Below are 24565 nucleotides of genomic sequence, written 5' to 3'. Positions count from 1 at the left end.
GAGGCGCTTTGGCCTTAATCCGTCCAGGTCAGGGTAGTCGCTTCAGGCCAATTGCCGGTCTCGGCGCCGCCCCTCATTGTCCTGCCCGACATTTCTCCCCGTATAGTGACGGGGAGAAAGATGCTGTCATCAACGGTTTCGCCAATCAGCAACGCTGCAAAATTGGCGTCGAGGCTGCGGCAGTCCCCTTCTCCCCGTCACTATACGGGGAGAAGGTGCCGGCAGGCGGATGAGGGGTGGCGCCGAGATCGGCGATTGCCCTGCCACCCCAGTTCAAGCCGGGAAGGCCACCAGGCCCTCGTCCTTGACGCGACGGATGGTCAGTGCCGTCCGCACCGTGTCGACATTCGGCGCCGAGGCCAGTTCCTCGATGACGAAGGTCTGAAAGGCGCCGAGGTCGCTCGCCACGCAATGCAGCAAAAAGTCGGATTCGCCCGACACCATCCAGGCGTCGCGAACGATCGGCCAGCCGCGGGTGCGTTCGGCGAAGCTTTTCAGCTCCGCGTCGGCCTGGTGATGCAGGCCGATGAGGCAAAAGGCGACGACGTCCAGGCCGAGCGCCGGCGCATTGAGCAAGGCGCGATAGCCGCGGATGACGCCGGTCTCTTCCAGCCGCCTGACGCGACGCAGGCATGGCGGTGCCGAAATGCCGACGCGGCCGGACAATTCGACATTGGTCATGCGCCCGTCGTGCTGAAGCTCGCGCAGGATTTTCCAGTCGATGGCATCGAGATCGGCTTTGAGCGGCATGGATACCTTCGGCGCTTCACGCAAGAATCTTTCGTGATTTTGTAAACGACTTTGGTGTCCATTCCATCCCTTCAGTCGCTGATTTTGGGACAGTCGCCCGCGCAAGATGTTCATGGATCGTCTGTTTGCGGGGAAGCTTTCCGGGGACGAAGGCCAGGTCGTCTTGCTGGCGTCGCCTGCAACACCTAGATTAGGGCCGAAATCGATCCCTGTGCCGGACGCTTCATTCGCGTCCGGTTGTTGTGAAAGCCCTGACATGACGTCCAAGCACGCACCCGTTCTCATCATCGGCTCCGGTCCCGCCGGCTATACGGCGGCAATCTACGCCGCCCGCGCCATGCTGAAGCCGATGCTGGTCGCCGGCCTGCAGCAGGGCGGCCAGTTGATGATCACCACCGATGTTGAAAACTATCCCGGCTTCGCCGATCCGATCCAGGGTCCGTGGCTTATGGAGCAAATGCTGAAACAGGCCGAGCATGTCGGCACCGACGTCATCAACGACATCATCACCGAGGTCGACCTCAACGTGCGGCCGTTCCGTGCCAAGGGCGATTCCGGCGCTACCTATACCGCCGACGCGCTGATTATCGCCACCGGTGCGCAGGCGAAATGGCTGGGAATCCCGAGCGAACAGACTTTTATGGGCTTCGGCGTATCGGCCTGCGCCACCTGCGACGGCTTCTTCTATCGCGGCAAGGATGTCGCGGTGATCGGCGGCGGCAATTCGGCGGTGGAGGAGGCGCTCTACCTTTCCAACCTGGCCAAGAGCGTGACGGTCGTCCACCGGCGCAGCGACTTCCGCGCCGAGCGCATCCTCAGCGAGCGGCTTTTCAAGAAGGACAATGTCCGCGTCATCTGGGACACCGTCGTCGACGAGATCACCGGTCAGTCCGGCAAGATGCCGCTGCCGCCGTCGGTGGAAGGACTGAAGCTGCGCAATCTGGTGACCGGCCAGGAGATGCATCTGACGGTCGACGGTGTGTTCGTGGCGATCGGCCATGCGCCGGCGGTCGAGCTGTTCGCCGGCAAGCTGAAGCAGAAGCCGAACGGCTATCTGTGGACGGCGCCGGATTCGACCTGCACCGACGTGCCGGGCGTGTTCGCCGCCGGCGACGTGACCGACGACATCTACCGCCAGGCGGTCACGGCGGCGGGGCTCGGCTGCATGGCCGCGCTCGAGGCGGAAAAGTACCTCGCCGGGATCGAAGTTCACCGCGAAGCGGCGGAGTAAACAAGCGGCCGAGAAAAGCCGCGCAAAAGCCTGATTTTTCATTCAGACGCCAGAAAACAGAACGGGGGCATCATGGCGTTGGACTGGGACAAGCTACGCGTGTTTCACGCTGCGGCGGAAGCTGGGTCGTTCACCCATGCCGCCGAGACACTGCATCTGTCGCAATCGGCGATCTCGCGGCAGGTCAGCGCGCTCGAACATGATGTCGGCGTGCCGCTGTTCAATCGCCATGCCCGCGGCCTGGTGCTGACCGAGCAGGGTGAGATGCTGTTCCGCACGGCGCATGACGTGCTGATGAAGCTGGAGACGATCAAGTCGCGGCTGACCGAGGCCAAGGATCGGCCTTCCGGCGTGCTCAGGGTGACGACCACGGTGGGGCTCGGTGCCGGCTGGCTGACCGAGCGCGTGCAGGAATTCATCGAGCTCTATCCCGAGATCAGCCTGCAGCTGATCCTGGCGAACGAGGAACTCGACCTCACCATGCGCCGGGCGGACTGCGCGATCCGGCTGCGCCAGCCGCAGCAGCCCGATCTCATCCAGCGCCGCCTGTTCACGGTGCATTTCCATCTCTATGCCGCCCCTTCCTACGTCAACAAATATGGCAAGCCGGCGTCGATCGCCGAGCTGAAGAGCCATCGCATCGTCACCTTCGGCGTGCCGGTGCCGGCGCATCTGTCGGAATTGAACTGGCTGGAAACGGTCGGCGATTTCGAAGGCGGGCAAAGGGTGCCGACGCTGCAGATCAACGACATATTGTCGATCAAGCGCGCGGTCCAGGGTGGCGCCGGCATCGCCATGCTGCCCGACTATGTGGTCAGCAAGGATTCAGGCCTGGTGCAGTTGCTGCCGGAGACCGAAGTGCCGTCCTTCGACACCTATTTCGCCTATCCCGATGCGATGAAGAACCAGGCGAAACTGCACGTCTTCCGCGATTTCATCATCGCCAAGGCGCGAAGCTGGTCGTTCTGAACGGATCCTTTCTGCAAATCGCTTCCTGCTTGCATCGCGGACGATCACTTACTGGCCGCGCCATGGCGTCAGGCGAGGGAGCCAGCCTGGAACGGCATGGCGGTAGGCCTCGTACTCGGCTCCATAGCGGCGGGCAAGCGTCGGTTCCTCATGGAACTTCACGAACGAGACCATGGCGACGGCGGCGATAGCGGCATAGGCGACGAGAGCCGCGCTCGAAAACAGCAGCGCCTGGCCAAGGATGATCGCCAGCACGGCCACATACATCGGGTTGCGGACATGGCGGTAGATGCCGCCGACAACCAGTCGCTCGGTTGGCGCGACCGGAGCGGGCGTACCGAGGCCCTCGAGAGCAAAACGGGCGAAGGCATGAAGCAGCAATGCCGTTGCAACGACAATCAGTAACCAGCCGACCGGGACCAGGCCGGGCAGGGTCGACCATGGCAGACGATAGCGATCGGCCAACAGCCAAGGCAGCAATCCCGCAACCACACCGGGCGCCGCGATGAAGAACAGCGCGCTGCCGGCGATCGCCTGACGGGTCCTCATCGGGGCTTCCTTCGGCGCGATTTTCGGGCCGATGCATGGCTGCCGCAAAAATAAACGCGCGCTGCCTGATTCGCCATCATTCGTTGTTTTCTGCGTTCTGGACCGAAAATCGGCGCTGGTTCGCTATTTCGCAGTGATTCTTGACTGGCTGCGCACCGCATTTCGCGATTCTTCTGGTCCTACGAGGCCAAGCAACGGCTTAGACCACAGCCTGTGTCATTTTGCATGCGAGTGTTGCAAAATAGATGCTTGTTTCTTGGGCATGATGAGCACATATATGGATCATCTCCTGGGCGCGTTCTCCTCCCATTAGCGCCCTCGAGTGTTCCCCTCTGGAGGTTAGCCTTAACAGGCACTTCCAATCAAACTCAGCCGGATCTTCGTTGATCCGGCTTTTTTGTATCCCGAACCCTGCCGGCGCTGACGCAAAGCCGACCGAAATTGTCATGTAACAGTGACATGTAACCTCAGGTAACATGTCGCAGGCGCGCAGCATCGACTAAGCAGATCATAGGACGCGGTGTGGTTCGTGCGGGAGATGGGGGCATCACTCGGACGATCCGGGCTCAGGCGGCTGCCGCGTCCGAACTATTCTTCCGCTGAGGCTGTCAAGCGTTGGCGGCATGTGCGGCGGACCTGCCATTTCGCCTCCCACGAAGACGGTCCGCAAGAGAACGGCGTCCGGATCATTTCCGGACGCCGTTTCCTTGTGTTCTGCAGCCTGACCGTCGCCAAGTTCAAGTGTCAGGCAGCCTTGCCATTGGCGTTCAACGCCTCGTCGGCCAGGCGGCCGGTGAGTTCGGCCATATGGTCGAAGCTGGCACGGTAGCTGGCCACGCCCGCGGTGGCCGAACGCAGCTCGATGATCAGATCGCCGATCTCGGCCTGCGGCATGGTCGCCTCGACGACATCCCATCCCGGCCAGCCGGGCCGCGCATCATAGCCGAGGATTTGGCCGCGCCGCTGCGGGATCAGGGCGATGATTTTCGATGTCGCGTCGGACGGCGTGACGATTTCCACCTTCATGATCGGTTCAAGCAGCACCGGCGAGCAGGCGGCCATGCCTTCCTTCATCGCCAGCTTTGCCGCCATCTGGAAGGCCATGTCCGACGAATCGACGGAATGATAGGAGCCGTCGGACAGGTTGACGGCGACGTCGACCACCGGAAAGCCGAGCGGGCCCGATTTCAGATAATCGCGCACGCCGGCCTCGACCGACTGGATATAGGTTTTCGGCACGGCGCCGCCGGTGATGGTGTCGGTGAACTGGAAACCGGAGCCGCGCGGCAGCGGCTTGATCTCGATCACCACGTCGCCGAACTGGCCATGGCCGCCCGACTGCTTCTTGTGACGGCCACGCTGCTGCGCCGCTTTGCGGATCGTCTCGCGGTAAGGCACGGCCGGCGGATGGCCTTCGACCGGAATCTGGTTCTTGCCCTCCAGCCGCTCGCGCACGACACGCAGATGCATTTCGCCATGGCCCGACAGCACGGTTTCAGCCGAATCCTGATTGTGGCGCACGCTGAGCGAGGGATCTTCCTCGGCAAGGCGCTGGATGGCCGCCGACATCTTGACCTCGTCCTTGCGTTCCTTCGGTCGCAACGCAAAGGCATAGACCGGTTGCGGCGGCGTCAGCGTGACCAAGGGGTTGATGCCGCCCTTGATCGAGCTCAAGGTCTGACCGGTCGTGACCTCGTCCATCTTGCCGAGCGCGACCGTGTCGCCGGCCGGGGCCGAGGTGAGCTTGGTCTGGTCCTTGCCGAGCATTCTGTAGATGCCGGAGACCTTTGCCGTCGCGCCGTTCGAAAGGAAGAGCTCGGAGGCGTCGGCAAGCTGGCCGGACAGGATGCGCGAGATCGACAGCTTGCCGCCATGCGCGGTGTGGATGGTCTTCATCACCTGGACCACGGTCGCATTGCCGTCAGGTGCGTCGAGGCGCTTGTGTGTTGCTTCAACATCAGGCGCGTCGTGGCGGATCGTTTTTAGCAGCCGCAGCACACCATTGCCCTTCTCGGCGGTGCCGATCAGCACCGGCGTCACGGCACCATCGCGCAAGTCGGCGGCCAGGTCGTCGAAGATGGCATCCTTGGGCGGCTCGATTTCGTCGAGCAGCTGCTCCATCAGTTGATCATCATGGTCGGCGAGCGTCTCCAGCATGGAAAAGCGCGCTTCGAGCTCGCGCGCCTTGTCGTCGCTGGGGATCTGGGCGACTTCGCTTTCGGCATATTCGCGATAGATGTAGGCGCGCTCCAGCGCCAGATCGATCGAGCCGATCACCACGCCGTCCTTGCGCAGCGGGATCTGGCGCAGCAGCAAAGGCACCGAGCTCGCCGGCTGCAACATCTTCAGCGTGTCGCGCACGCCTGATATCGCCTTGTCGACCTTGTTGAGGAACATGATGCGCGGCACGCCGAGATCATCGAGCTTGCGCATGATCAGCTGCAGGGCAGGGATCTTCTTCTCGTCGGCTTCGGCGACGACCACGGCAATGTCGCAGGCGGCCAGAACCGGCTCTGCCTCGAAGGAGAATTCGATGGAGCCGGGACAATCGACGAAGGTGAGTTGCTCGCCCATGAAGTCGGTGGTGGCAAACGTCGCCTCAACGCTCATGGCGTGGGCGCGTGCCTCGGGCGAATGATCGGAAACTGTGTTTCCCGAGGAGACCGGATTCTGGCGGGGGATGGCGCCCGTACGGGCCAATATGGCTTCGAGAAGTGTCGTCTTACCGCTTGCAAAGGGACCGACGATGGCAATGCATTTCGGTCCCGTGCGTCGTCCTCCGGCGCGAGTTCCCATGACTGACCTCCACTCAGGCGTTTCCCTGGGAGCGGCGGCCGGCCTGTCGACCGTCGCGGGCGGGGCTTTTTCAGTTTGCCGCCTACCCAAAGGCATCGTCCCACGGGTTAGGCGGGAGGGCAAGTGATTTGAGATCGGAGGATCGCCTGATGTCGCGGATGTTGAGCCATGATCGGCGAAGCCGTCGAATGCGGGCCTGGGCTTTCCGTCAATGCCGTGACAGGGTCCGTCGCCGAACGGCAGCAAAAGCGGTTGCGCCATGATGGTTATCGGATGAAAGTCGCTTCCTGCGACAAAAAGGAGCGGATCGTCGCCGACCGATCCGCCGTCAGCTTGAGGACTTTGCGTCGATGAAGATCATTGCTTGCGGCAGCGTGCCGACCGTCATTGCGCCGGAAAAGTACTTCACCGGCCGCGTGTGGCAGACGCCGATCATCGAGAAGGAAGCGCCGGCGCGGCTACGCGCTATCATGGTCGGTTTCGAGCCCGGCGCGCGTACCCACTGGCATACGCATCCGCTGGGCCAGACGCTCTATGTCGTGTCAGGCGCCGGCCTGGCGCAAAGCTGGGGCGAGCCGATACAGGCAATCAGGGCCGGCGACGTCATCTCGTTTGCGCCTGACGAAAAGCATTGGCACGGCGCCGGTCCAAAATCGGCGATGGCCCATATCGCCATGCAGGAGGCGCTCGACGGCGTCCATGCCGACTGGCTGGAGACGGTGACCGACGAGCAGTATGGCGGCGTTGATCGGACCTAAAAGCGCGTCGCGTCTGATCATTGGTCGCGTCTGATCATTGTAGGTGATTTCCACGCTCAGGTTTGGGTTTCATGTCGAACCGTCGCTTGCCTCTTGTTGCCGCAGTCTATCTCGGCACATTCGTCGCACTGCTCGACATCAGCATCGTCAACGTCGCCCTGCCGACGATCCAGATTGCGCTCGGCATCGATTTCGCCGGGCTGCAATGGGTGATCGACGCCTACACGCTTTGCCTGTCGGCCTTCATGCTGTCGGCAGGCCTGATCGGCGACCGCTACGGGCGCAAGCGCTCCTGGCTGGCAGGCATCGGCATCTTCGTGGCTGGCTCTGCCATATGTGCAATCGCGCCCAACCTGTCGGTGCCGGGTGGTGCAAGGGATAGCCGGATCGCTGATCATTCCGGGTGCGCTGTCGATTCTGACGCAGGCGTTTCCCGACGGTCGCGAGCGTGCCGGCGTTATCGGAGGCTGGGCGTCGTTCGCAGCTGTCTCGCTGCTCACCGGCCCGGTCGTCGGCGGCATCCTGGTCGAAACCGCCGGATGGCAGAGCATTTTCCTGATCAACCTGCCGCTCGGCCTGGCCACGATCATGCTCGGTGCGGCTTCGATCGTAGAGACTTCACACCCCGAGCATGCCCATCTCGACCTTGTCGGCCTGGCGCTCAGCATTCTGTGGCTGGGCGCCTTGACCTTCGGCCTGATATCGGCAGGCGAAAAAGGTTGGGGCGATCGAGAGGCTGTTATCGCCCTTGTCGTCGGCTTCGCCGGCCTAGTGGCATTCCTTGTCTTCGAGGCACGCACGCCGCGGCCGATGCTGCCGCTTGGCCTGTTCCGCGACGTTCGCTTCGCCGTCGCCAATGTCGCCTCGTTCGCGCTCGGCCTCACCTCCTACACCAGCGTCTTCCTCTATTCGATGTTCCTGCAGCAGGCACAGGGCTGGTCGCCGACACAGGCCGGCCTGTCCATGGCACCGCTGTTCCTTGTCCAAATGGTCGTGTCGCCGGCGATCGGCAGGCTCAGTCAGCGCTACGGACACTCGGCGCTGATGACATCGGGCTATCTTTCGAGCGGTCTTTCCATGCTGGGCATGTGCTGGGTTGGACCCTCGACACCCTATGTGACGATCGGCCTGCTGTTTGCGGTCGGCGGCCTCGGCAATGCGCTGTCCATCCCGACCGGCAGCGCTGCCGCGATGTCGTTTGCGCCGCGCGAGCGTTCGGGCATGGTGTCGGCGGTGATCAACGCAACCCGCCAGAGCGGCAGCGCCATCGGCATCGCCCTGCTCGGCGCCTTGATGAGCATGCGGGCAACAGCCCTGCTGACGGCGCATCTTGAAAATGCCGGTGTCGCCAATGCCGGAGCGGTGGCCCGCGCCGCGGTTTCAAGGCACGATTTCGCAGCCGATGCGGCGATGGGCAAGGACGGCCTGCGCGATCTGTTCGCAGCCGCCTATGCCGGGGGCTTCCATGCGGCGATGCTGACGGCCGCCATCGTTTCGTTCGTCACGGCCGGGCTTCTGGCCGCCATTCTGGCGCCGGCCGAGGCTCGTTCGGCGCGCGAAACCAATCACAGTCGCCAGGGATGAGGCTGGCGCCGACCGCCAAAACCCGATTGCGAGCCGGGTTTTGGTGTTCGAGATGCGCTTGATCAGGTCAGCGAGGCGGTGAAGCGCTGGATGCGGGCGCAGGCCTCTTCGAGCAACGCCTCCGACGTGGCATAGGAGATGCGGAAGTTCGGGCCGAGGCCGAATGCCGAACCGAACACGACCGCCACGCCCTCGGCCTCGAGCAGTTCCGAGCAGAAGGCTTCGTCGCTGTCGATCAGCTTGCCGGCTTTGGTCTTCTTGCCGATCAACTGGGAACAGGACGGATAGACGTAGAAAGCCCCTTCGGGAGACGGACATGTGATGCCGCGCGCCTGATTGAGCATCGACACGACGAGATCGCGCCGAGCCTGGAAAATCGCCTTGTTTTTCGCAATGAAATCCTGCGGACCGTTCAGCGCCTCGACCGATGCCCACTGGGCAATGGTGCAGGCGCCGGAGGTCTGCTGGCCCTGGATCATGTCCATCGCCTTGATCAGCGCCACCGGCCCGGCCGCATAGCCGATGCGCCAGCCAGTCATCGCATAGGCCTTCGACACGCCGTTCATGGTCAGGGTGCGCTCATAAAGCTTCGGCTCGACCTCGGCGATGGTCGTGAAGACGAAATCGCCGTAGATCAGGTGCTCGTACATGTCGTCGGTCAGCACCCAGACATCGGGATGTTCGAGCAGCACGTCGGCCAGAGCGCGCAACTCAGCCTCGCTGTAGGCGGCGCCCGACGGGTTCGACGGCGAGTTCATCAACAGCCATTTGGTGCGCGGCGTGATCGCCTTTTGCAACGCCGCCGCCGTCAGCTTGAAGCCGTTGTCGATGGAGGTGTCGGCAAATGCCGGGGTGCCGCCGCAGATCGCTACCATCTCGGGATAGCTGACCCAGTACGGCCTCGGAATGATGACCTCGTCGCCGGGGTTCAGCGTCGCCATGAAGGCATTGAACAGGATCTGCTTGCCGCCGGTGCCGACGATGGTCTGCTCCGGCCGGTAATCGAGATTGTTCTCTCGCTTGAATTTTTGGGCGATTGCCTCGCGCAGCGGCACGATGCCGGAAACCGGAGGATATTTCGTTTCGCCGCGGTGGATGGCCTCGATCGCAGCGTTCTTGATATTGTCCGGCGTGTCGAAGTCGGGTTCGCCGGCACCCAGCCCGATCACGTCACGGCCGGCGTTTTTCAGCTCGCGCGCTTTCTGCGTCACTGCGATGGTCGCGGAAGGCTTTACGCGGGAAAGGGCGTCGGCAAGAAAGGCCATGACGGCGGTGTCTCCTTGTAGGCTTGGCGGTGCGTCCGACCGCGGCGTCTCTCATGTCGCATCATCCCGCCAAGCGCAAGCATTGTCGGATGAGCCAGACCTCAAATCCCCCGGCAAATCCGGCAACAATAAATTCACTTACACGCGGTAAAACCCGGGGTGGCTGGATCACGACCCATTCCACCAGTCTCGCAACGGGAGGAACCGTGTCGCGCAGCATCGGGCTTGCCCATATCGTCCGTCACGACGACGGCACCGCCAGCGGTGTCTGGGGCAATTATACGCTGCAAAGCGCCTTCCAGCCGATTTTTGCCTTCAGCAACGGCAAATTGTCGATCACCGGATTCGAGGGCCTGATCAGGCCGTTCCGCGACGCCGAGCCGCAGACGCCGGTGAGTTTTTTCAACGCCTGTCCGACGGTCGACCGCCTGCATATCGAGGCGCTGACAAGGACGCTGCACCTTTTGAACGCCGGCGCCTGCCTGCCGCAGGAGGCATTCATTTTCATCAACTTCGATCCGTCGGTGTTCACCGATCGCAGCATCGCCGACAGCGCGCTGCGCGACATGCGGCTGGTGCTGCATGAGGCCGGGATCGATGCCAACCGCGTCGTCTGCGAGGTGACCGAGCAAAAGTCGGCGTCGCAGGAAACGCTCTACAATTTCGTCGAGGCGCTCAGGGCCAACGGGTTTCGCATCGCGGTCGACGACTACGGCGCCGAAGAGTCCGACATCAACCGGATCAAGGAGCTTAGGCCTGACATCGTCAAATTCGATGCCCACTGGATCATGCAACTGATGGAGTCCGGCGCCGGCTTCGCGCTGCTGACCGCCATGGTGGCAAGTTTCGAACAGCAAGGCATCCGCACCGTGTTCGAGGGCATCGAGGAGGGTTGGCAGCTTGAACTGGCCGAGAAATCGGGAGCCTCGATGGTGCAGGGATTCGCGCTGGCGCGCCCGGAGCTTGCACCGACCAGCTTTCACGTCTTCGGCAACGAAAGCCAAGTCTTCGGCAAGGAAAGGCAGATGCCGGTGACGGCGCCTGACGCCGGCGCGGCGCCTGCGACCGTCTCGCCTTCGCCGCGGCCGAAACGGGCTTTCGGGCGCAAGGTGGTGCCATGACCGGGCGGCCCGACAGGCGGCGCAATGTCGGCGAGGCAATCTTTGCCGACGAAGTCGGGATCGAATATGGCGTCTATGGCGCGTTCCGGCTGAGGAGCGCCTACCAGCCGATCTTTGCGCCGCGCGGCAGGTTTTTGAACGCCGTCGCCGTCGAAGGCCTGATCGAGCCGCACCGCGCCGGCAGGCCGGTCGCGCCGCGCGTATTCTTCGACGGCATCCCCGTGGCGGATCGCCTGTTCGTCGAGACGATGTGCCGGGTGCTGCATCTCAGGAATTTCCGCAATATCGGCGTCGGCGGGCTCGACCTGTTCTTCAACTACAATCCGCTGATCAATGATGACCCCGGGCGAGCGCTGGCTGAGATCAGGCTGATGACCAGGCGTCTCGCCGAGTTCGACCTGCACCCCGGCATGCTGGTCTGCGAGATCACCGAACAGGCGGCCGAAGACAAGGTGCTCGTCAGCCTGGCGCGCGAGATGCGGCGTGACGGCATCCGCATCGCCATCGACGATTTCGGCACCGGGCATTCGACGGAAGAACGGGTCGCTCTTGTCCAGCCCGACATCGTCAAGATCGACGGCACCTGGTTCGCGGAATTCTGCCGCCATGCCGCCGCCGAACGGTTTTTCCGGCCGCTGGTCTCCGCGCTGCATGACCGCGGCGCCAAAGTGCTGGTCGAAGGCATCGAGCAAGCCACGCATCTGCGCGTCGCGCTGGACGGCGGCGTTGACCTGATGCAAGGATTTTACCTTGCCCGGCCGGCGCTGGCCGGCTCGGTCTTCGACGAGGAGCCGCTGCCCATCGACAGGCTGCTTGGCATGGCCAACAACGTCGTGCCGTTGTTTGGGTGATCTATCAGCGGCGCTTATGGTTGCGCCAAAACAAATCACTGGAGGAAGCCGTCGCTGCCAGGATAATTGCCGGTAAAGGCGGCTCCGCCGAGGGGAGCGGCGATGGGAGCAAAAATGACCATACTCTATGGAATGATCGACAGCGGCAATTGCTACAAGCCGCGCCTGTTGATGGCCAAGCTCGGCATCGCTTTCACCAATGTCGAGGTCAGCTCGCACACCGGCGACACGCGCAAGCCAGACTATGTCGCCAAGAACCCGAACGCCATGGTGCCGCTGCTCGAGCTCGACGACGGCCGGCGGCTTGCCGAATCCAACGCCATTCTGCTCTATCTCGCCGAAGGCACGCGGTTGCTGCCGGCCGACAGATACGAGCGGGCACTGGCCTATCAATGGCTGTTCTTCGAGCAGTACAGCCACGAACCCTATATCGCGGTGCGCAAGGCGCTGCTGACCTTTCCCGAACGGGCCAAGGACGCGACGCCGGAACGGCTGGCGGTTACGCTGGAGCGCGGCAACAAGGCGCTCGGCGTGATGAACAAGTATCTGGCGGACAGTGCGTTCTTTGCCGGCGAGGCCTTGAGCGTCGCCGACATCGCACTCTACGCCTATACGCATACGGCCGAGATGGGCGGTTTTCAGCTCGACGCCTACCCGGCGGTGGCGGCCTGGCTGAAACGGGTCGAGACTGATCCTGGGCATGTGCCGATGGAGTGGCTGGGGTAGTTATCCATCGAAGATGCTGCTCGCCGATTCTCCTGAGCAAGATTGGCGATTGGCGAAAGCTTCGGACAAAGTGTCCTTCTCCCCGTCACTATACGGGGAGAAGATGGCGGCAGCCAGATGAGGGGCGGCGCCAGCCTCTGTCGTAATGGCGTGCTTGGCTCTGCGATGGTGGTCCTGATGCGTCACGCTGCCCCTCATCGCCCTGCCGGGCACTTCTCCTCGTATAGTGACGGGGAGAAGGACGCCGCAGCGCCGGTTCGCCAATTGTCGGCGTCTAAAATCCGGACAGCAAAAAGGCGGGACAAAATCCCGCCTTCCCATGCTTGGTAGCCTGATCGGGAGCGCTTTGGCCGGGCCGGCAGCAATCTGCTGCTTCGGCTTGTCGGGTTCTTTCCGCTCCGGCACGCTTCTCGCGCGACCGTCAGTACATCCGTGACTTGCCGCGCGCCCCGAGCTATCGCCCGGCGCGCGCCATTCGCAAAATCAGGCTGCCTTGCTCAGAGATCCAGCGGACGACTTGCCAGTGCGGCGGTCCTGCTCGATCTCGAAGTTGATCTTCTGGCCTTCGACCAGGGTCGACAGCCCAGCGCGCTCGACTGCGGAGATGTGGACGAAAACGTCCGCGCCGCCGCTGTCAGGCTGGATGAAGCCGAAACCCTTGGTGGAATTGAACCACTTGACCGTACCTGTTGCCATTTCGATAGTCCTTATACGTTTGCTTTAGCTTGACCGAACCAAAGTCCAGCCGGTTTGTATCGAGATTTTGGGGATAGACGTCAGCAAACGCGAATATCGCGAGGCCCGGATCGATCGGCCGAAATATCAATGGACCTCATATAGTCCGCTTCTCCGCAAAAAACAAGACTGCACGAAAAAAGGCGATGATGCGGTGCTGCCCAATGGCCGCCCCAATCGCGTGAAAGCGTTGCAACATCGGGCGTTGCACCGGGTCGTATGGCCTATCGCGCGCTGCGGGGAAGGATCGTGCCGCCTCCGAGCGTCCGGTCCTGTTTGGGGAGAGGACCATGAAAACTGTCCTGTTTGCCGCCTGCCTAACGCTGGTCGCCGCCGAGGCGCAGGCGATCTCGCGCTATGACCCGAGCCGCATGACCTGCGGCACGGTGCGCGCGACGATCGCACGGGAAGGCGCCGTCATCCTGCGTTATCAGTCGACGCGCACGCCGGGGCTGCCGCTCTACGACCGTTATGTGCGGAGCCAGAGTTTCTGCAACATGGGCGAGGTCAGGGCACGCGCTTCGGTGCCGAGCGCCGATACCAACTCCTGCATCGTCTACAAGTGCAAGCGCGTGGAAACAGACCGGCATTTCCGCCGGCGCATCTTTCCGGACTAGCAATGCCGGCCTCAAAATCCAAAAGAGACCTGCGCCGGGGGCGGCGGACCGACGCGCACGCCTTCGATCGCCAGCATCTTCTCTTTGGTGGTCGAGCCGCCCGGCGCTGAAAAACCGCCGATCTTGCCGCCGGCGGCAAGAATGCGGTGGCAAGGGATGACCAGCGGCACCGGGTTGGCGCCGAGCGCGGCGCCCGTCTCTCGCGCCAGCCCGGCATGGCCGGCGCGCCTGGCCAGTTCGCCATAGGTGGTGGTCTCGCCATAGGCGAGCTTGCGCGCCGCGTCGTAGATTGCGAGGCGGAAATCGTCGACACCGGTGAGATCGACCGGCACACCGGAGAAATCCACGTCTTCGCCGGCGGCATAGGCCTTTATCGACGCGATCAGATCGGTAACCCATTGCGGTCGGGCGCTCGAAGCGGCGTTGCCGGCATGGCGCAGCAACCGCCGTTCCACCGCGTCGCGGCTGCGCTGGGGCAGGCAAAGCCTCGTCAGCCCGGCCTCGCTCCAGGCGATGCCCATGAAGCCGATCACGGTTTCGAAGACCGCGTGGCCGGCGATGGCTTGAGAGGTGTCTTCCATGATGTGCTCCTTTCCCTGGGAACGAATGGCAATCCAGTACATATCGAGAACGAGATATCGCATTCTCAGGGGTCTGTTGCCACCCGAAAACCATTGGAAATCCCAACTGGCTGCGGATTGCCGGGGGAAAGCCGCTGGTGTAAGGACTTCTTAACAGACGAACCGGACCCGAGCGCGGCTTGCCAGCAAAAATCATCTTTCCCGCGATCGGCGTGATGCTCGCTGCGGCCGGTCTCAGCGGCTGCACTTCGACCGCGCAGACCAAGGCCGTGCCTTCCCTGACTGAAACTGCCGCAGATGGTAGCGATGCCGGCTATGCGCTGGCGCTGCCCGACACGGTTTCGGTGCTGCCGGAATCGTCCGGCGTCACGCCCGTCCAGACCGCGGCGCTGGCCGTCGATCCCGCCGCGACGCCTGTCCAGCCAGCGGCCTTTGCCGGCCCGACCCCGTTGGCCGCAACTGCGCCTGCAGCCATGACGGCCGATGCCGCGCCAGCCGGCACAGCGCCTGTCTATGCGATCGCCGCCGTTGCGATGCCGGTCACCGGCGAGACAGGCAAGACGATGCCCGGCGTCCAGCAGGTCGCCTACGCCCTGCCTGAGAATCAGTCCGCCCTGCTTTCGACCAGCCCTGCCAAACAGTATTCCGCGGGACCGCGCGGCGAGATCGAGCGGCTTATCGAGAAATATGCCGTCCTCTATCAGGTTCCGGTCGACCTGGTGCGCCGCGTCGTCAAGCGCGAGAGCACCTTCAATCCCAAGGCCTACAATCGCGGCCATTGGGGGCTGATGCAGATCAAGCATGCGACGGCGCGCGGCATGGGCTATGACGGGCCGGCGAGCGGGTTGTTCGACGCCGAGACCAATCTGAAATATGCGGTGAAATATCTGCGTGGCGCCTGGCTGGTGGCCGGCGGCAACGCCAAGCGCGCCGATCGGCTCTACCAGAGCGGCTATTATTACGACGCCAAGCGCAAGGGCATGCTGGAACAAACCGGTCTGGGCCGCGACCGCAGTCGGCGTCGCCTGCAGCCCGACGCCTGAACGCCATGCCTGAGCCGCGCCCGCCGGCGCCGAACGACATAAGGCTGCGCAAGATCCTCGACGACACGCTCGCCCCGCCGCGCTGGCCGGAAGGTTTCGTCATGCGCGGTTTTGAGGCCGCCGACGCGCTGGCTTTGCATACGCTGCTGACCACCGTCTTCGACGATGGCGCCGACGGGCCGTTCGACGAATGGTGGCCGCGTATTTCAAGCGACGCGGAATTCGACCCTGCCTTATGTTTCCTGGTCATCGACAGCAAGGGTCGGCTGGCAGGCGCCGCGTTGTGCTGGACGAGAGCGTTCGTGAAAGACCTTGCCGTCCACCCCGAGGCGCGCGGCCGAGGCATCGCCGAAGCGCTGATGTGGCACGTCTTCACCGCCTTTCACGCACGCGGCGCTGCGCATGTCGATCTCAAAACCAACACGGTTGAGAATGCTGCCGGCTGCTCTCGTCGGCAGGCAACAGCTTCAAGCGCGACTACCACGCCGAGGCCGACGACGGCGCGCAGTTGCCGATGCTGTCGGTGTTCCATCGCGACGCCGATGGCATCCGGCATTTCTGGAGCTCGGAGCTTGGCTTCGCGCCGTCCGAACCCGGTCAGGACCCGCGCGCCATCGGCACTTGCGAGCCCTTGTGGAACCTGATGGATTTCACACCGGAGGGCCGGCCGAACTGGGATGAACAGCTGCAATATGCCGGCGCCTGCTGCCACTGAGCTTTGCCAAGCATATTTCCGGCGTATCGGCGCCGAGCGGGGGGTGTTGGCAGGATCGCCGACACCTCATTCCTGTCCAGTCGCGCAACTTCGCCGCTGGTGTCGCGTTGGACTCTCTGAGGATCACAAACCCGGAGATTTCCTGTGAAAACGCATCTCACGCTTGCCATGGTCGCCTTGCTTGCCGGCGCGCCGGCGGCCCTAGCCCAATCCGCCACGCCGGCCGATATACCTGCTGTCGGCCAAACCAAGATCGACACCGAGACCTTCTCCAGAACCGTCCCCAGCGCCAACCGGTTCGAGATTGAAAGCAGCAAGCTGGCCGAACAAAAGAATGTCGCCGCCGATGTGAAGGATTTCGCCTCGCTGATGGTCAGGGATCACACCAAGGCTGGCGAGGATTTCAAGGCAGCTCTCGAACAGAGCCAGATCACGGCCTCGGTGACAGCGAGCGGCCCGGCTTTGCTGCCGAAAGACCAGGCGATGCTGGACCAGCTCAAGAACCTCGATGGCGATGAATTCCAGGCGAAATACATCCTCCTGCAGACCGAGGCGCACAAACAGGCGCTAGCGCTGTTTTCAACCTATGCGCAGTCGGGTGAAGACCCGGCGCTGAAGGAATTCGCCAAGAAGACGCTACCGACGCTGCGGATGCACGAAGAGCGCCTAAAGGATCTGGTGGCAGCCCACAGCTAATGCATGTCGTCACCCAAACGCATGCCCCTCGGGCCTGACCCTGGGCCTGACCCGAGATGCGCAGCGGTTTTGGGAAACGCATAAACGAGAACTTAAAGCACGTCGCGACGCGCTTTAAGTTGGCGCTCTCTCAGGTGTTTTTGATCTGCTCTACCGCCGTCGCCAGCAGGTCGTTCATGACGCCGCGTATCTGAACATCCGACTGGGCAACGCCCGCCGCGTCGAAATCGGCGCGTATTTTGCGCAACACGTCGTCGTCCCCGGCCTCTTCGAAGTCTGCGCGCACCACCTCTTTTGCATAGGCGTCGGCGTCCTCACCTGACTTGCCGAGCTTTTCGGCGGCCCATAGGCCGAGCAGCTTGTTGCGGCGCGCCATGGCCCTGAACTTCGTGTCCTCGTCCATCGCAAACTTCTTTTCGAAGCCTTCCTGACGGTCTCTCATACTGCTCATAATTTGCCTCGTTCAGGTGTGAGTCTCCGACCTTCATCCGATGGAGAAGAAGAGCGGCGGTAGGGGCCGAACATGGCGTGCATCGATGTCATAAGCAAGACCGGACCGTTCATGCCGCAGGGCAATCGCTTCGGGTTGGCGCTGCCCCTCACCCTCACCCTCTCCCCGTGAAGGACGGGGAGAGGGGGTGCCAGCGTTGCGGCTAGGTCCCTTCTCCCCGTTCTTGACGGGGAGAAGATGCCGGCAGGCAGATGAGGGGCGGCGCCGACATCGACAACCGATAGCTTCGCCGACGGCCTTCGCACCGATGTGATTTGACGTTGCCGCGCCGTGACCTACTCTCGATTGGCGGGATGAGCCGAGGAGGCGAGCGATGCAGTCACCTTTCAACGGGATTCGGAGCGTCACGCTGGCAGCGGCAGTGATCCTTGCCGCTGGCACCGCAGCTTACGCCCATCACGGCTGGTCGTGGACCCAGGATGGGTTTTTTGAGCTCCGGGGCAAGATCACAGCCATCTATATCGGCAATCCGCACGCCACACTGGATGTCGACGCCGACGGAGAGGCCTGGCGGGTGGATTTGGCGCCGCCGTCCCGCACGATGGCCGCCGGCTTCACCGAGGAGGTCGCCAAGGTCGGCGACGAGGTGACCGCGATCGGCCACCGCTCGCGCGACGAGACCGAGAAGTGGATGAAAGCAGCCCGCGTCATCGTCAACGGCAAGGCTTATGACGTCTATCCCGACCGCGTGCCGCCGGCGTGAATGGACGAGCTCCTCGCCGGCATCGAGCAACTCGCCATCGTAAGGGGGCTGAAGGCCTCCTTCGTCGCCTATCCCATAGTCAATGCGCTGCACATCATGTCGATCGGCGCGCTGCTGACCAGCGTCTGGCTCATGGACCTAAGGATCCTCGGCGCCTTCCGCTCGCTGCCGCAGGCGGCGTTCATCGCGCTGCTGCGCCGCACCGCATTTACCGCGTTCGCCGGCGCGCTTGTCACCGGGTCGCTGCTCTTTTCAGTCAGGGCGAGAGAGTATGCGGCGATGCCGATTTTTCTCACCAAGATGACGCTCATACTCCTCGCCGTCGCCAATTTTCTCACCTTCATGCGCCACGCAAAAGGCGGCGACGAGCCGCCCGGCGGTACCGTCACTATCCTGGCTGTGCTCTCGCTGGTGCTGTGGACGTCCGTGCTTTTCGCCGGACGGTTCATTGGGTTTCTTAACTGAGGCGGGGCTCGGCACAGCGTGCTCTGGACGGATCAGGGTGCTGTAGCGTTGGCGGGACAGCGCCCCCTCTGGCCTGCCGGCCATCTCCCTCACTTGGGGGGAGATCAGCTAATCGCCTAGGCAAAATACTCCTGCAGCGGGCGCACTTCCAGGTTCCCCGCCCGCAGCGCCGCGATCGCCTCCGCCACTGCCGCCGCACCCGAGAGCGTCGTGTAATACGGCACCTTCTGCATCAGCGTCGCGCGGCGCAGCGATTTTGAGTCCGACACCGCCTTCTGGCCGTCCGTGGTGTTGAAGACGATCTGCACCTGGCGATTGCGGATGGCGTCCTCGATGTGCGGGCGGCCTTCCAGCACCTTGTTTATTTTCTCGGCAGCGACGCCGTTCTCGGCGAGGAAGCGGGCGGTGCCCGAGGTGGCCATTACCTTGAAACCCTGGCCGGCGAGACGCTTGACCGCCGGCAGGATGCCCTTCTTGTCCTCGTCGCGCACCGAAACGAACAGCGTGCCGGCGCGGGGGAGATCAACACCCGCTCCTAGCTGGCTCTTGGCGAAAGCCAGCGCGAAGTCGCGGTCGAGGCCCATGACCTCGCCGGTCGAGCGCATTTCCGGCCCGAGCAAGATGTCGACGCCGGGGAAGCGGGCGAAGGGGAACACCGCTTCCTTGACCGCGATGTGGCCGGGATTTCTGGGGTCGGGCATGGCGCCGTAATGGGCGAAGGCGTCTTCCAGGCTCTCGCCGGCCATGATGCGGGCGGCAATTTTCGCGATGGGGCGGCCGATGGTCTTGGCGACGAAGGGCACGGTGCGCGACGCGCGCGGGTTGACCTCGAGCACATACACGGTGCCGTCCTTGATCGCGTACTGCACGTTCATCAGGCCGCCGACATTGAGCGCGCGGGCAAGTGCGGCCGTCTGGCGCTCCAATTCGTCGACGAGCTCCGACGGCAGCGAGTGCACCGGCAGCGAGCAGGCGCTGTCGCCCGAATGGATGCCGGCCTCCTCGATGTGTTCCAATATGCCGGAGACGAAGGTCGACTTGCCGTCGCACAGGCAGTCGACATCGACCTCGATGGCGCCCGAGAGATAGGTGTCGAATAGCAGCGGGTTCTTGCCCAGCAGTGTGTTGATCTGGCCTGTCTTGTCGTTGGGGTATTTCTGCTTGATGTCCTCCGGCACCAGGCCGGGCACGGTGTCGAGCAGGTAGGATTGCAGCATGCTCTCGTCGTGGATGATCTGCATGGCGCGGCCGCCGAGCACATAGGACGGGCGCACCACCAGCGGGAAGCCGAGCTCGCCGGCGACGAGGCGGGCCTGCTCGACCGAATAGGCGATGCCGTTCTTCGGCTGGCTGAGGCCGAGCTTGTGCAACAACTTCTGGAAGCGGTCGCGGTCTTCGGCGAGATCGATCATGTCGGGCGAGGTGCCGAGGATCGGGATGCCGGCCTTCTCCAGCGCATCCGCCAGCTTCAGCGGCGTCTGGCCGCCGAATTGGACGATGACGCCGACCAGCTCGCCCGACGCCTGCTCGGCGCGCAGGATCTCCAAAACGTCCTCCGGCGTCAGCGGCTCGAAATAGAGCCGGTCCGAGGTGTCGTAGTCGGTCGACACGGTCTCCGGGTTGCAGTTGACCATGATCGCCTCGAAGCCGGCGTCGCGCAGCGCAAAGGCGGCGTGGCAGCAGCAATAGTCGAACTCGATGCCCTGGCCGATGCGGTTCGGGCCGCCGCCGAGGATGACGACTTTTTTCCGCGACGAGACTTGCGCCTCGTTGGCGAGCGCGCCGGCGAAGGGCACCTCATAGGTCGAGTACATGTAGGCGGTCGGCGAGGCGAACTCGGCGGCGCAAGTATCAATGCGCTTGTAAACCGGATGAACGTCGAGCTTTTCGCGTATCTTTTGAACCTCTTCGACGTCTTTCCTGACCAGGGATGCGAGGCGGGCATCGGAGAAACCCATCGCCTTCAGCATCCGCAGATTGGCGGCGTCTTCGGGAATGCCGTGCTCGCGAATGCGGGCTTCCATGTTGAGGATGCCGGCGATCTGTTCGAGGAACCACGGGTCGATCTTGCACATGGCGTGCACGTCTTCCAGAGAGGTGCCCATGCGGATCGCCTGCGCCACCATGCGCAGCCGGTCGGGCGTCGGCGTGCCGAGGGCAGCGCGGATGGCGTTGCGGTCGTCGGCGTGGCTGGCCGCGCCGTGCGCGATGCCGGGGATCTCGATCTCGTCGAGGCCGGTGAGGCCGGTTTCCAGTCCGCGCAGCGCCTTCTGCAGCGATTCCTGAAAAGTGCGGCCGATGGCCATGACCTCGCCGACCGACTTCATCGCAGTGGTCAGCACCGGCTCGGCGCCGGGGAATTTCTCGAAGGCAAAGCGCGGGATTTTGGTGACGACGTAATCGATCGACGGCTCGAACGAGGCCGGCGTCGCGCCGCCGGTGATGTCGTTCTCCAACTCGTCCAGCGTGTAGCCGACGGCGAGCTTCGCCGCGATTTTGGCGATCGGAAAACCGGTCGCCTTGGAGGCGAGAGCCGACGAGCGCGAGACGCGCGGGTTCATCTCGATCACCACCAGGCGGCCGTCGGCGGGGTTGACGGCGAACTGCACGTTGGAGCCGCCGGTCTCGACGCCGATCTCGCGCAGCACCGCGATCGAGGCGTTGCGCATCATCTGGTACTCTTTGTCGGTCAAGGTCAGGGCAGGGGCGACGGTGATCGAATCGCCGGTGTGCACGCCCATCGGGTCGATGTTTTCGATCGAGCAGACGATGATGCAGTTGTCGGCCTTGTCGCGGACAACCTCCATCTCGTACTCCTTCCAGCCGAGCACGCTTTCCTCGATCAGCACTTCGGTGGTCGGCGAGGCGTCGAGGCCGGACTGGACGATCTCGTAGAATTCGGCGCGGTTGTAGGCGATGCCGCCGCCGGTGCCGCCCATGGTGAAGGACGGGCGGATGATGGCGGGCAGGCCGACATGGTCGAGCGCCTGTGCGGCGATCGCCATGCCATGGCTGATGTAGCGCTGCTTGCGGTCGCCCTCGCCGAGGTTCCAGCGCGTTTCGAGCGCGTCGAGCGCGGCGTCGAGGTTTTCGGGCTTCTCGGCCTTCAGCGCGGCGCGTTCGGCCTCATGCGTCTTGCGGTCGGCATTCTTGACGTCGGTGGCGTTGGCCAGCATCGATTTTGGCGTTTCCAGGCCGATCTTCTTCATCGCCTCGCGAAACAGCGCCCGGTCCTCGGCCTTGTCTATTGCCGTGGCGTCGGCGCCGATCATCTCGACATTGTAGCGCTCGAGCACGCCCATGCGGCGCAGCGACAGGGCGGTGTTGAGCGCGGTCTGGCCGCCCATGGTCGGCAGCAGCGCGTCCGGCCGCTCCTTGGCGATGATCTTGGCCACCACTTCCGGCGTGATCGGCTCGATATAGGTGGCGTCGGCCAGTTCCGGGTCGGTCATGATGGTGGCCGGGTTGGAATTGACCAGGATGACGCGAAAACCCTCTTCCTTGAGCGCCTTGCAGGCCTGGGTGCCGGAATAGTCGAATTCGCAGGCCTGACCGATGACAATGGGGCCGGCCCCGATGATCAGGATCGACTTGATGTCGGTGCGTCTTGGCATATCGAGGGTCCGTTCGGCAGGCGGCTTGCACGAAAAACCGGACGGGAAGACCCGGCCGGTTGTGCTCGCGATTCTGGTATCAGGCTAGGAGGGCCTTATAGGGAAGAGTTTTGCCGGATGTAACCCCCTAAAATGCGGAGTGTAGGGCAGTAGGGCAGTAGGGCAGTAGGGCAGTAGGGCAGTAGGGCAGTAGGGCAGTAGGGCAGTAGGGCAGTAGGGCAGGGGTTCGAGCGCCCTTTAAACATATTGCCCTACCGCCCTACTGCCTTATTCCCCTTAGCCACTCATCCCCCAGCGCCAGGGCGTCGGTAATCTCGAAGCGTTCGGAAACGCCGACACGGATGATGTTCAGGCTGCCCTCGCGGGTGTAGCGGAACTCGCCTGATGCGTTCGAGCCGGCGGGCCGACCGGCCTGGAATCTGATGACACGCGTGCCGCCATCGGGCCAGGTCACGGTGACCTCGGCTTTGTCGCCCGTGTGGACAACGCCTGCCTTGCAGCTGGTCATCGGCTGGCCGACATGGCGCGCACAAGGAATCTCGTTGCGGGCACCCAGCGCCGGCGCGGGCCGCCCTGGCGGCTGCAGCCGCGCAACGGTTTGTGCGTTGGCCGGAGGCGCCGCATTGGCGGCGCGATTGCGGATGGGCTTGTCCGCTGCCGCGGGCGCCTGCGCCTCGCCGGCCGAAGGATTTTCGCTGGCAAAAAGCGCCAGGCGGTAAGCATCCTCGATGGCCACTCTGCCGATTGCCTCAACGGCAGTCATCGTGGGTTCGCGACCGGTCGCATCCAGGCGCGCCGTCAGGTCCGGCGGCGGCTGATCTGCAGTTGCCGGGTTCGAGTCGCCGGCTGCAACGGCCGTGCTTTCACCGGTCGCTTCGATATCCACCTCCGCAACTGCCGCCGGATTCTCGGGGTTCAGGTAGCGCGCGGGAGCCCATCCCGCCAGTTGCGGGTTGTCAATTTCTGCGACCTTGCACCAACGATAGCCATTGACGTCGTTGCAGCCGAGATTGTTGACGCTCGTGCCATTCGGCAGCCGAGCCTTGATCTTGCCCATCGCCGATGCCGAGGCGCGGACGTTCAGGAGATCGCCCGGAGCAAGGTCGGTCACGATGGAGACGAAAGGCGCCTCCTCGGCCCTGGCCGGCAGCAGCGCCGTCAGCAGGAGAGGGGCGGCAATCAGCAGCGTCGTCCGGAGCGTAACTGTGCGCCTCATCATTTTGGCCGTGGGCGATAGAAGCATTTCCGAAGGCGCGGCCAGGCACCGAATCGCCACCGCATTCCAGGACGATTTTATAAGCGACGACATGGCGCTATGTAAGCCGGAAAATGCGGCTGGGGAATGGTGTTCGGTCCGCGGCACGAGCAAGCTCAGCGTGCGGCATGAACGCGTTGCGTTCAGCCTGACATGAACGCGTTGCGTTCAGTCGGGCGGCATGAACTCGTGCCTCGTTCAGCCTGGCATAAATCCGGTGCGCAGCGCGTAGGCCCATTCCGGCCGTCCCGCCTGTTCGGCCTGCCGCGCTGCCGCCTCATGGTCATAGTCGACGGCGATGGCTTCGAAGCGGTCGGAGCGGCCCGGCCCACCCAATTCGACGATGCCGTAGCGTGCATGCGGAGAGCCTTGCTCGGAGACATGCGCCGGTGGCGTGTCGTCGCCATAAGCGGGGCAGCCGATGCTGCCCGGATTGAAGACCACCGGGCCGTCGGGGATACGGATCAGTTCGCTGCGGTGGCTGTGGCCACACAGCACGATGCGGCAAGCGGGATCGAGCGCGGCCAGCCGCCGCTTGATGGCGACCAGCGGCGCGCGCGCCAGCCGGCCGTCGGCCATCGTATCGGTAAGGTATTTTTCGTCATGGTCGGGTCGGGCATGAAAGGCGGTCACGGCTGGGGCGATCTCTAGCGTGAGGGGCAAGGCCAACAGTGCCTCGCGCTGGACCGATGTCAGCCGTTCCTGCGCATAGCGGTCGGACGGCCACATGGCTTCATCCGCGGTATGGCGGGCGACGCGGCGGTCGTGGTTGCCGCGAACTGTCGGCAGGGCGAGCGCTTCAAGCCGCTCCATGGTTTCGCGCGGCCAGAGCGGGCCGGAGACGCAATCGCCGAGATTGACGATGAGGTCAGCACCACCGCGCTGCCGCAGATCGTCGAGCACGGCGTCCAGGGCGAGGATGTTGCCGTGGATATCGGCGAGAACGGCAATGCGCATGGGAAGCTCCGTGAGTTGACGAATGACTGGCAGGGAGAGGGCGGACTCTACAGGACTTGGGTTCCTCGCCCCC

General features: G+C 63.5%; 23 protein-coding genes and 3 pseudogenes. 16 read left to right on the top strand and 10 right to left on the bottom strand.

Annotated features, from left to right (window positions below; all coding sequences use genetic code 11):
• Positions 1-273: 273 nt before the first annotated feature.
• Positions 274-750, bottom strand: coding sequence for an Lrp/AsnC family transcriptional regulator (locus tag AC0L2A_RS33765; protein ID WP_473612517.1), 477 nt, complete (start codon positions 748-750; stop codon positions 274-276).
• Between the two features lie 256 nt (positions 751-1006).
• Between AC0L2A_RS33765 and trxB the strand changes: the two genes are divergently transcribed.
• Both trxB and AC0L2A_RS33755 read left to right on the top strand, forming a co-directional pair.
• On the top strand, positions 1007-1981 hold the full coding sequence (gene trxB, locus AC0L2A_RS33760) for a thioredoxin-disulfide reductase (protein WP_023799797.1): 975 nt from the start codon (positions 1007-1009) through the stop codon (positions 1979-1981).
• Positions 1982-2053: 72 nt separating this feature from the next.
• Positions 2054-2950, top strand: a complete 897-nt coding sequence (locus AC0L2A_RS33755) for a LysR family transcriptional regulator (RefSeq protein ID WP_023799796.1) — start codon at positions 2054-2056, stop codon at positions 2948-2950.
• 48 nt (positions 2951-2998) lie between these two features.
• Here the strand turns inward: AC0L2A_RS33755 and AC0L2A_RS33750 are convergent, their stop codons facing one another.
• Together AC0L2A_RS33750 and AC0L2A_RS33745 are read right to left on the bottom strand one after the other, a co-directional pair.
• Complete coding sequence (locus AC0L2A_RS33750; protein ID WP_473517861.1) at positions 2999-3499, bottom strand: methyltransferase family protein; 501 nt, start codon at positions 3497-3499, stop codon at positions 2999-3001.
• Between the two features lie 744 nt (positions 3500-4243).
• Positions 4244-6295, bottom strand: a complete 2052-nt coding sequence (locus AC0L2A_RS33745; protein ID WP_473612516.1) for an elongation factor G — start codon at positions 6293-6295, stop codon at positions 4244-4246.
• Between the two features lie 168 nt (positions 6296-6463).
• Between AC0L2A_RS33745 and AC0L2A_RS33740 the strand changes: the two genes are divergently transcribed.
• The 3 genes and pseudogenes from AC0L2A_RS33740 to AC0L2A_RS33730 all read left to right on the top strand — a co-directional run bounded on the left by AC0L2A_RS33740 (position 6464) and on the right by AC0L2A_RS33730 (position 8637).
• On the top strand, positions 6464-6649 hold the full coding sequence (locus AC0L2A_RS33740; RefSeq protein WP_473612515.1) for a hypothetical protein: 186 nt from the start codon (positions 6464-6466) through the stop codon (positions 6647-6649).
• A complete protein-coding gene (locus tag AC0L2A_RS33735; RefSeq protein WP_091595004.1) occupies positions 6646-7053 on the top strand; it encodes a (R)-mandelonitrile lyase in 408 nt (135 codons plus the stop codon). The genes AC0L2A_RS33740 and AC0L2A_RS33735 overlap by 4 nt, the downstream gene beginning before the upstream one ends.
• Before the next feature lie 71 nt (positions 7054-7124).
• A pseudogene (locus AC0L2A_RS33730) lies at positions 7125-8637 on the top strand (DHA2 family efflux MFS transporter permease subunit).
• Positions 8638-8699: 62 nt separating this feature from the next.
• On the opposite strand, the gene AC0L2A_RS33725 reads toward AC0L2A_RS33730, so the two are convergent.
• Positions 8700-9902, bottom strand: a complete 1203-nt coding sequence (locus AC0L2A_RS33725; protein ID WP_473612513.1) for a pyridoxal phosphate-dependent aminotransferase — start codon at positions 9900-9902, stop codon at positions 8700-8702.
• A gap of 206 nt (positions 9903-10108) precedes the next feature.
• Between AC0L2A_RS33725 and AC0L2A_RS33720 the strand changes: the two genes are divergently transcribed.
• From AC0L2A_RS33720 to AC0L2A_RS33710, 3 genes are all read left to right on the top strand, one after another.
• A complete protein-coding gene (locus AC0L2A_RS33720) occupies positions 10109-11023 on the top strand; it encodes an EAL domain-containing protein (RefSeq protein ID WP_027151130.1) in 915 nt (304 codons plus the stop codon).
• Positions 11020-11874: an EAL domain-containing protein gene (locus tag AC0L2A_RS33715; RefSeq protein WP_473612512.1), complete on the top strand. Its 855-nt coding sequence runs from the start codon at positions 11020-11022 to the stop codon at positions 11872-11874. Before AC0L2A_RS33720 ends, AC0L2A_RS33715 begins: the two co-directional genes overlap by 4 nt.
• Positions 11875-11988: 114 nt before the next feature.
• Positions 11989-12600 carry a glutathione S-transferase family protein gene (locus tag AC0L2A_RS33710; protein ID WP_473612510.1) on the top strand — a complete coding sequence of 204 codons (612 nt, stop codon included), beginning with the start codon at positions 11989-11991 and terminating at the stop codon, positions 12598-12600.
• 483 nt (positions 12601-13083) lie between these two features.
• Here the strand turns inward: AC0L2A_RS33710 and AC0L2A_RS33705 are convergent, their stop codons facing one another.
• On the bottom strand, positions 13084-13296 hold the full coding sequence (locus AC0L2A_RS33705) for a cold-shock protein (RefSeq protein ID WP_023678332.1): 213 nt from the start codon (positions 13294-13296) through the stop codon (positions 13084-13086).
• Between the two features lie 329 nt (positions 13297-13625).
• Here AC0L2A_RS33705 and AC0L2A_RS33700 point away from each other — a divergent pair, with 329 nt between their 5' ends.
• Positions 13626-13952 (top strand): hypothetical protein, encoded by a 327-nt coding sequence (locus tag AC0L2A_RS33700; protein WP_236375426.1) that lies wholly within the window; start codon positions 13626-13628, stop codon positions 13950-13952.
• Positions 13953-13963: 11 nt separating this feature from the next.
• On the opposite strand, the gene AC0L2A_RS33695 is transcribed toward AC0L2A_RS33700, so the two are convergent.
• The gene (locus AC0L2A_RS33695) at positions 13964-14533 is read right to left on the bottom strand and encodes a methylated-DNA--[protein]-cysteine S-methyltransferase (protein WP_473612509.1); all 570 of its coding nucleotides are present in this window, start codon (positions 14531-14533) and stop codon (positions 13964-13966) included.
• A gap of 179 nt (positions 14534-14712) precedes the next feature.
• On the opposite strand from AC0L2A_RS33695, the gene AC0L2A_RS33690 reads away from it, so the two are divergent.
• The 4 genes and pseudogenes from AC0L2A_RS33690 (at position 14713) to AC0L2A_RS33675 (ending at position 16987) form a co-directional block, all read left to right on the top strand.
• Positions 14713-15576, top strand: coding sequence for a transglycosylase SLT domain-containing protein (locus AC0L2A_RS33690; RefSeq protein ID WP_473612508.1), 864 nt, complete (start codon positions 14713-14715; stop codon positions 15574-15576).
• A gap of 5 nt (positions 15577-15581) precedes the next feature.
• A pseudogene (locus AC0L2A_RS33685) lies at positions 15582-16016 on the top strand (GNAT family N-acetyltransferase); the annotation flags it as partial.
• Positions 16016-16291 (top strand): annotated as a pseudogene (locus tag AC0L2A_RS33680) (DUF899 family protein); the annotation flags it as partial. The pseudogenes AC0L2A_RS33685 and AC0L2A_RS33680, both read left to right, overlap by 1 nt.
• 144 nt (positions 16292-16435) lie before the next feature.
• Entirely contained in the window at positions 16436-16987 is a 552-nt protein-coding gene (locus AC0L2A_RS33675; RefSeq protein WP_473612506.1) for a DUF4142 domain-containing protein, read from the top strand.
• A gap of 130 nt (positions 16988-17117) precedes the next feature.
• On the opposite strand, the gene AC0L2A_RS33670 is transcribed toward AC0L2A_RS33675, so the two are convergent.
• A complete protein-coding gene (locus AC0L2A_RS33670) occupies positions 17118-17438 on the bottom strand; it encodes a DUF1476 domain-containing protein (protein ID WP_027151140.1) in 321 nt (106 codons plus the stop codon).
• A gap of 373 nt (positions 17439-17811) precedes the next feature.
• Between AC0L2A_RS33670 and AC0L2A_RS33665 the strand changes: the two genes are divergently transcribed.
• Both AC0L2A_RS33665 and AC0L2A_RS33660 read left to right on the top strand, forming a co-directional pair.
• A complete protein-coding gene (locus tag AC0L2A_RS33665) occupies positions 17812-18201 on the top strand; it encodes a DUF6152 family protein (protein ID WP_023799775.1) in 390 nt (129 codons plus the stop codon).
• On the top strand, positions 18202-18666 hold the full coding sequence (locus tag AC0L2A_RS33660; protein WP_473612505.1) for a hypothetical protein: 465 nt from the start codon (positions 18202-18204) through the stop codon (positions 18664-18666).
• 116 nt (positions 18667-18782) lie between these two features.
• Here the strand turns inward: AC0L2A_RS33660 and carB are convergent, their stop codons facing one another.
• Both carB and AC0L2A_RS33650 read right to left on the bottom strand, forming a co-directional pair.
• Positions 18783-22280, bottom strand: a complete 3498-nt coding sequence (gene carB, locus AC0L2A_RS33655) for a carbamoyl-phosphate synthase large subunit (RefSeq protein WP_091595024.1) — start codon at positions 22278-22280, stop codon at positions 18783-18785.
• Positions 22281-22539: 259 nt separating this feature from the next.
• Positions 22540-23496, bottom strand: a complete 957-nt coding sequence (locus AC0L2A_RS33650) for an SH3 domain-containing protein (RefSeq protein WP_473612504.1) — start codon at positions 23494-23496, stop codon at positions 22540-22542.
• Here AC0L2A_RS33650 and AC0L2A_RS33645 point away from each other — a divergent pair.
• Complete coding sequence (locus AC0L2A_RS33645; protein WP_473612519.1) at positions 23393-23692, top strand: hypothetical protein; 300 nt, start codon at positions 23393-23395, stop codon at positions 23690-23692. The two genes, AC0L2A_RS33650 and AC0L2A_RS33645, sit on opposite strands and share 104 nt — an antisense overlap.
• A gap of 41 nt (positions 23693-23733) precedes the next feature.
• Here AC0L2A_RS33645 and AC0L2A_RS33640 read toward each other — a convergent pair whose 3' ends face one another.
• Positions 23734-24492 carry a metallophosphoesterase family protein gene (locus tag AC0L2A_RS33640; RefSeq protein ID WP_473612502.1) on the bottom strand — a complete coding sequence of 253 codons (759 nt, stop codon included), beginning with the start codon at positions 24490-24492 and terminating at the stop codon, positions 23734-23736.
• Between the last annotated feature and the right edge of the window lie 73 nt (positions 24493-24565).

It is taken from the genome of Mesorhizobium sp. WSM4844 (genome assembly GCF_055811775.1).
The sequence above is the reverse complement of the archived record's forward strand: the minus strand, read 5'-3'. Positions and strand labels throughout refer to the sequence as shown.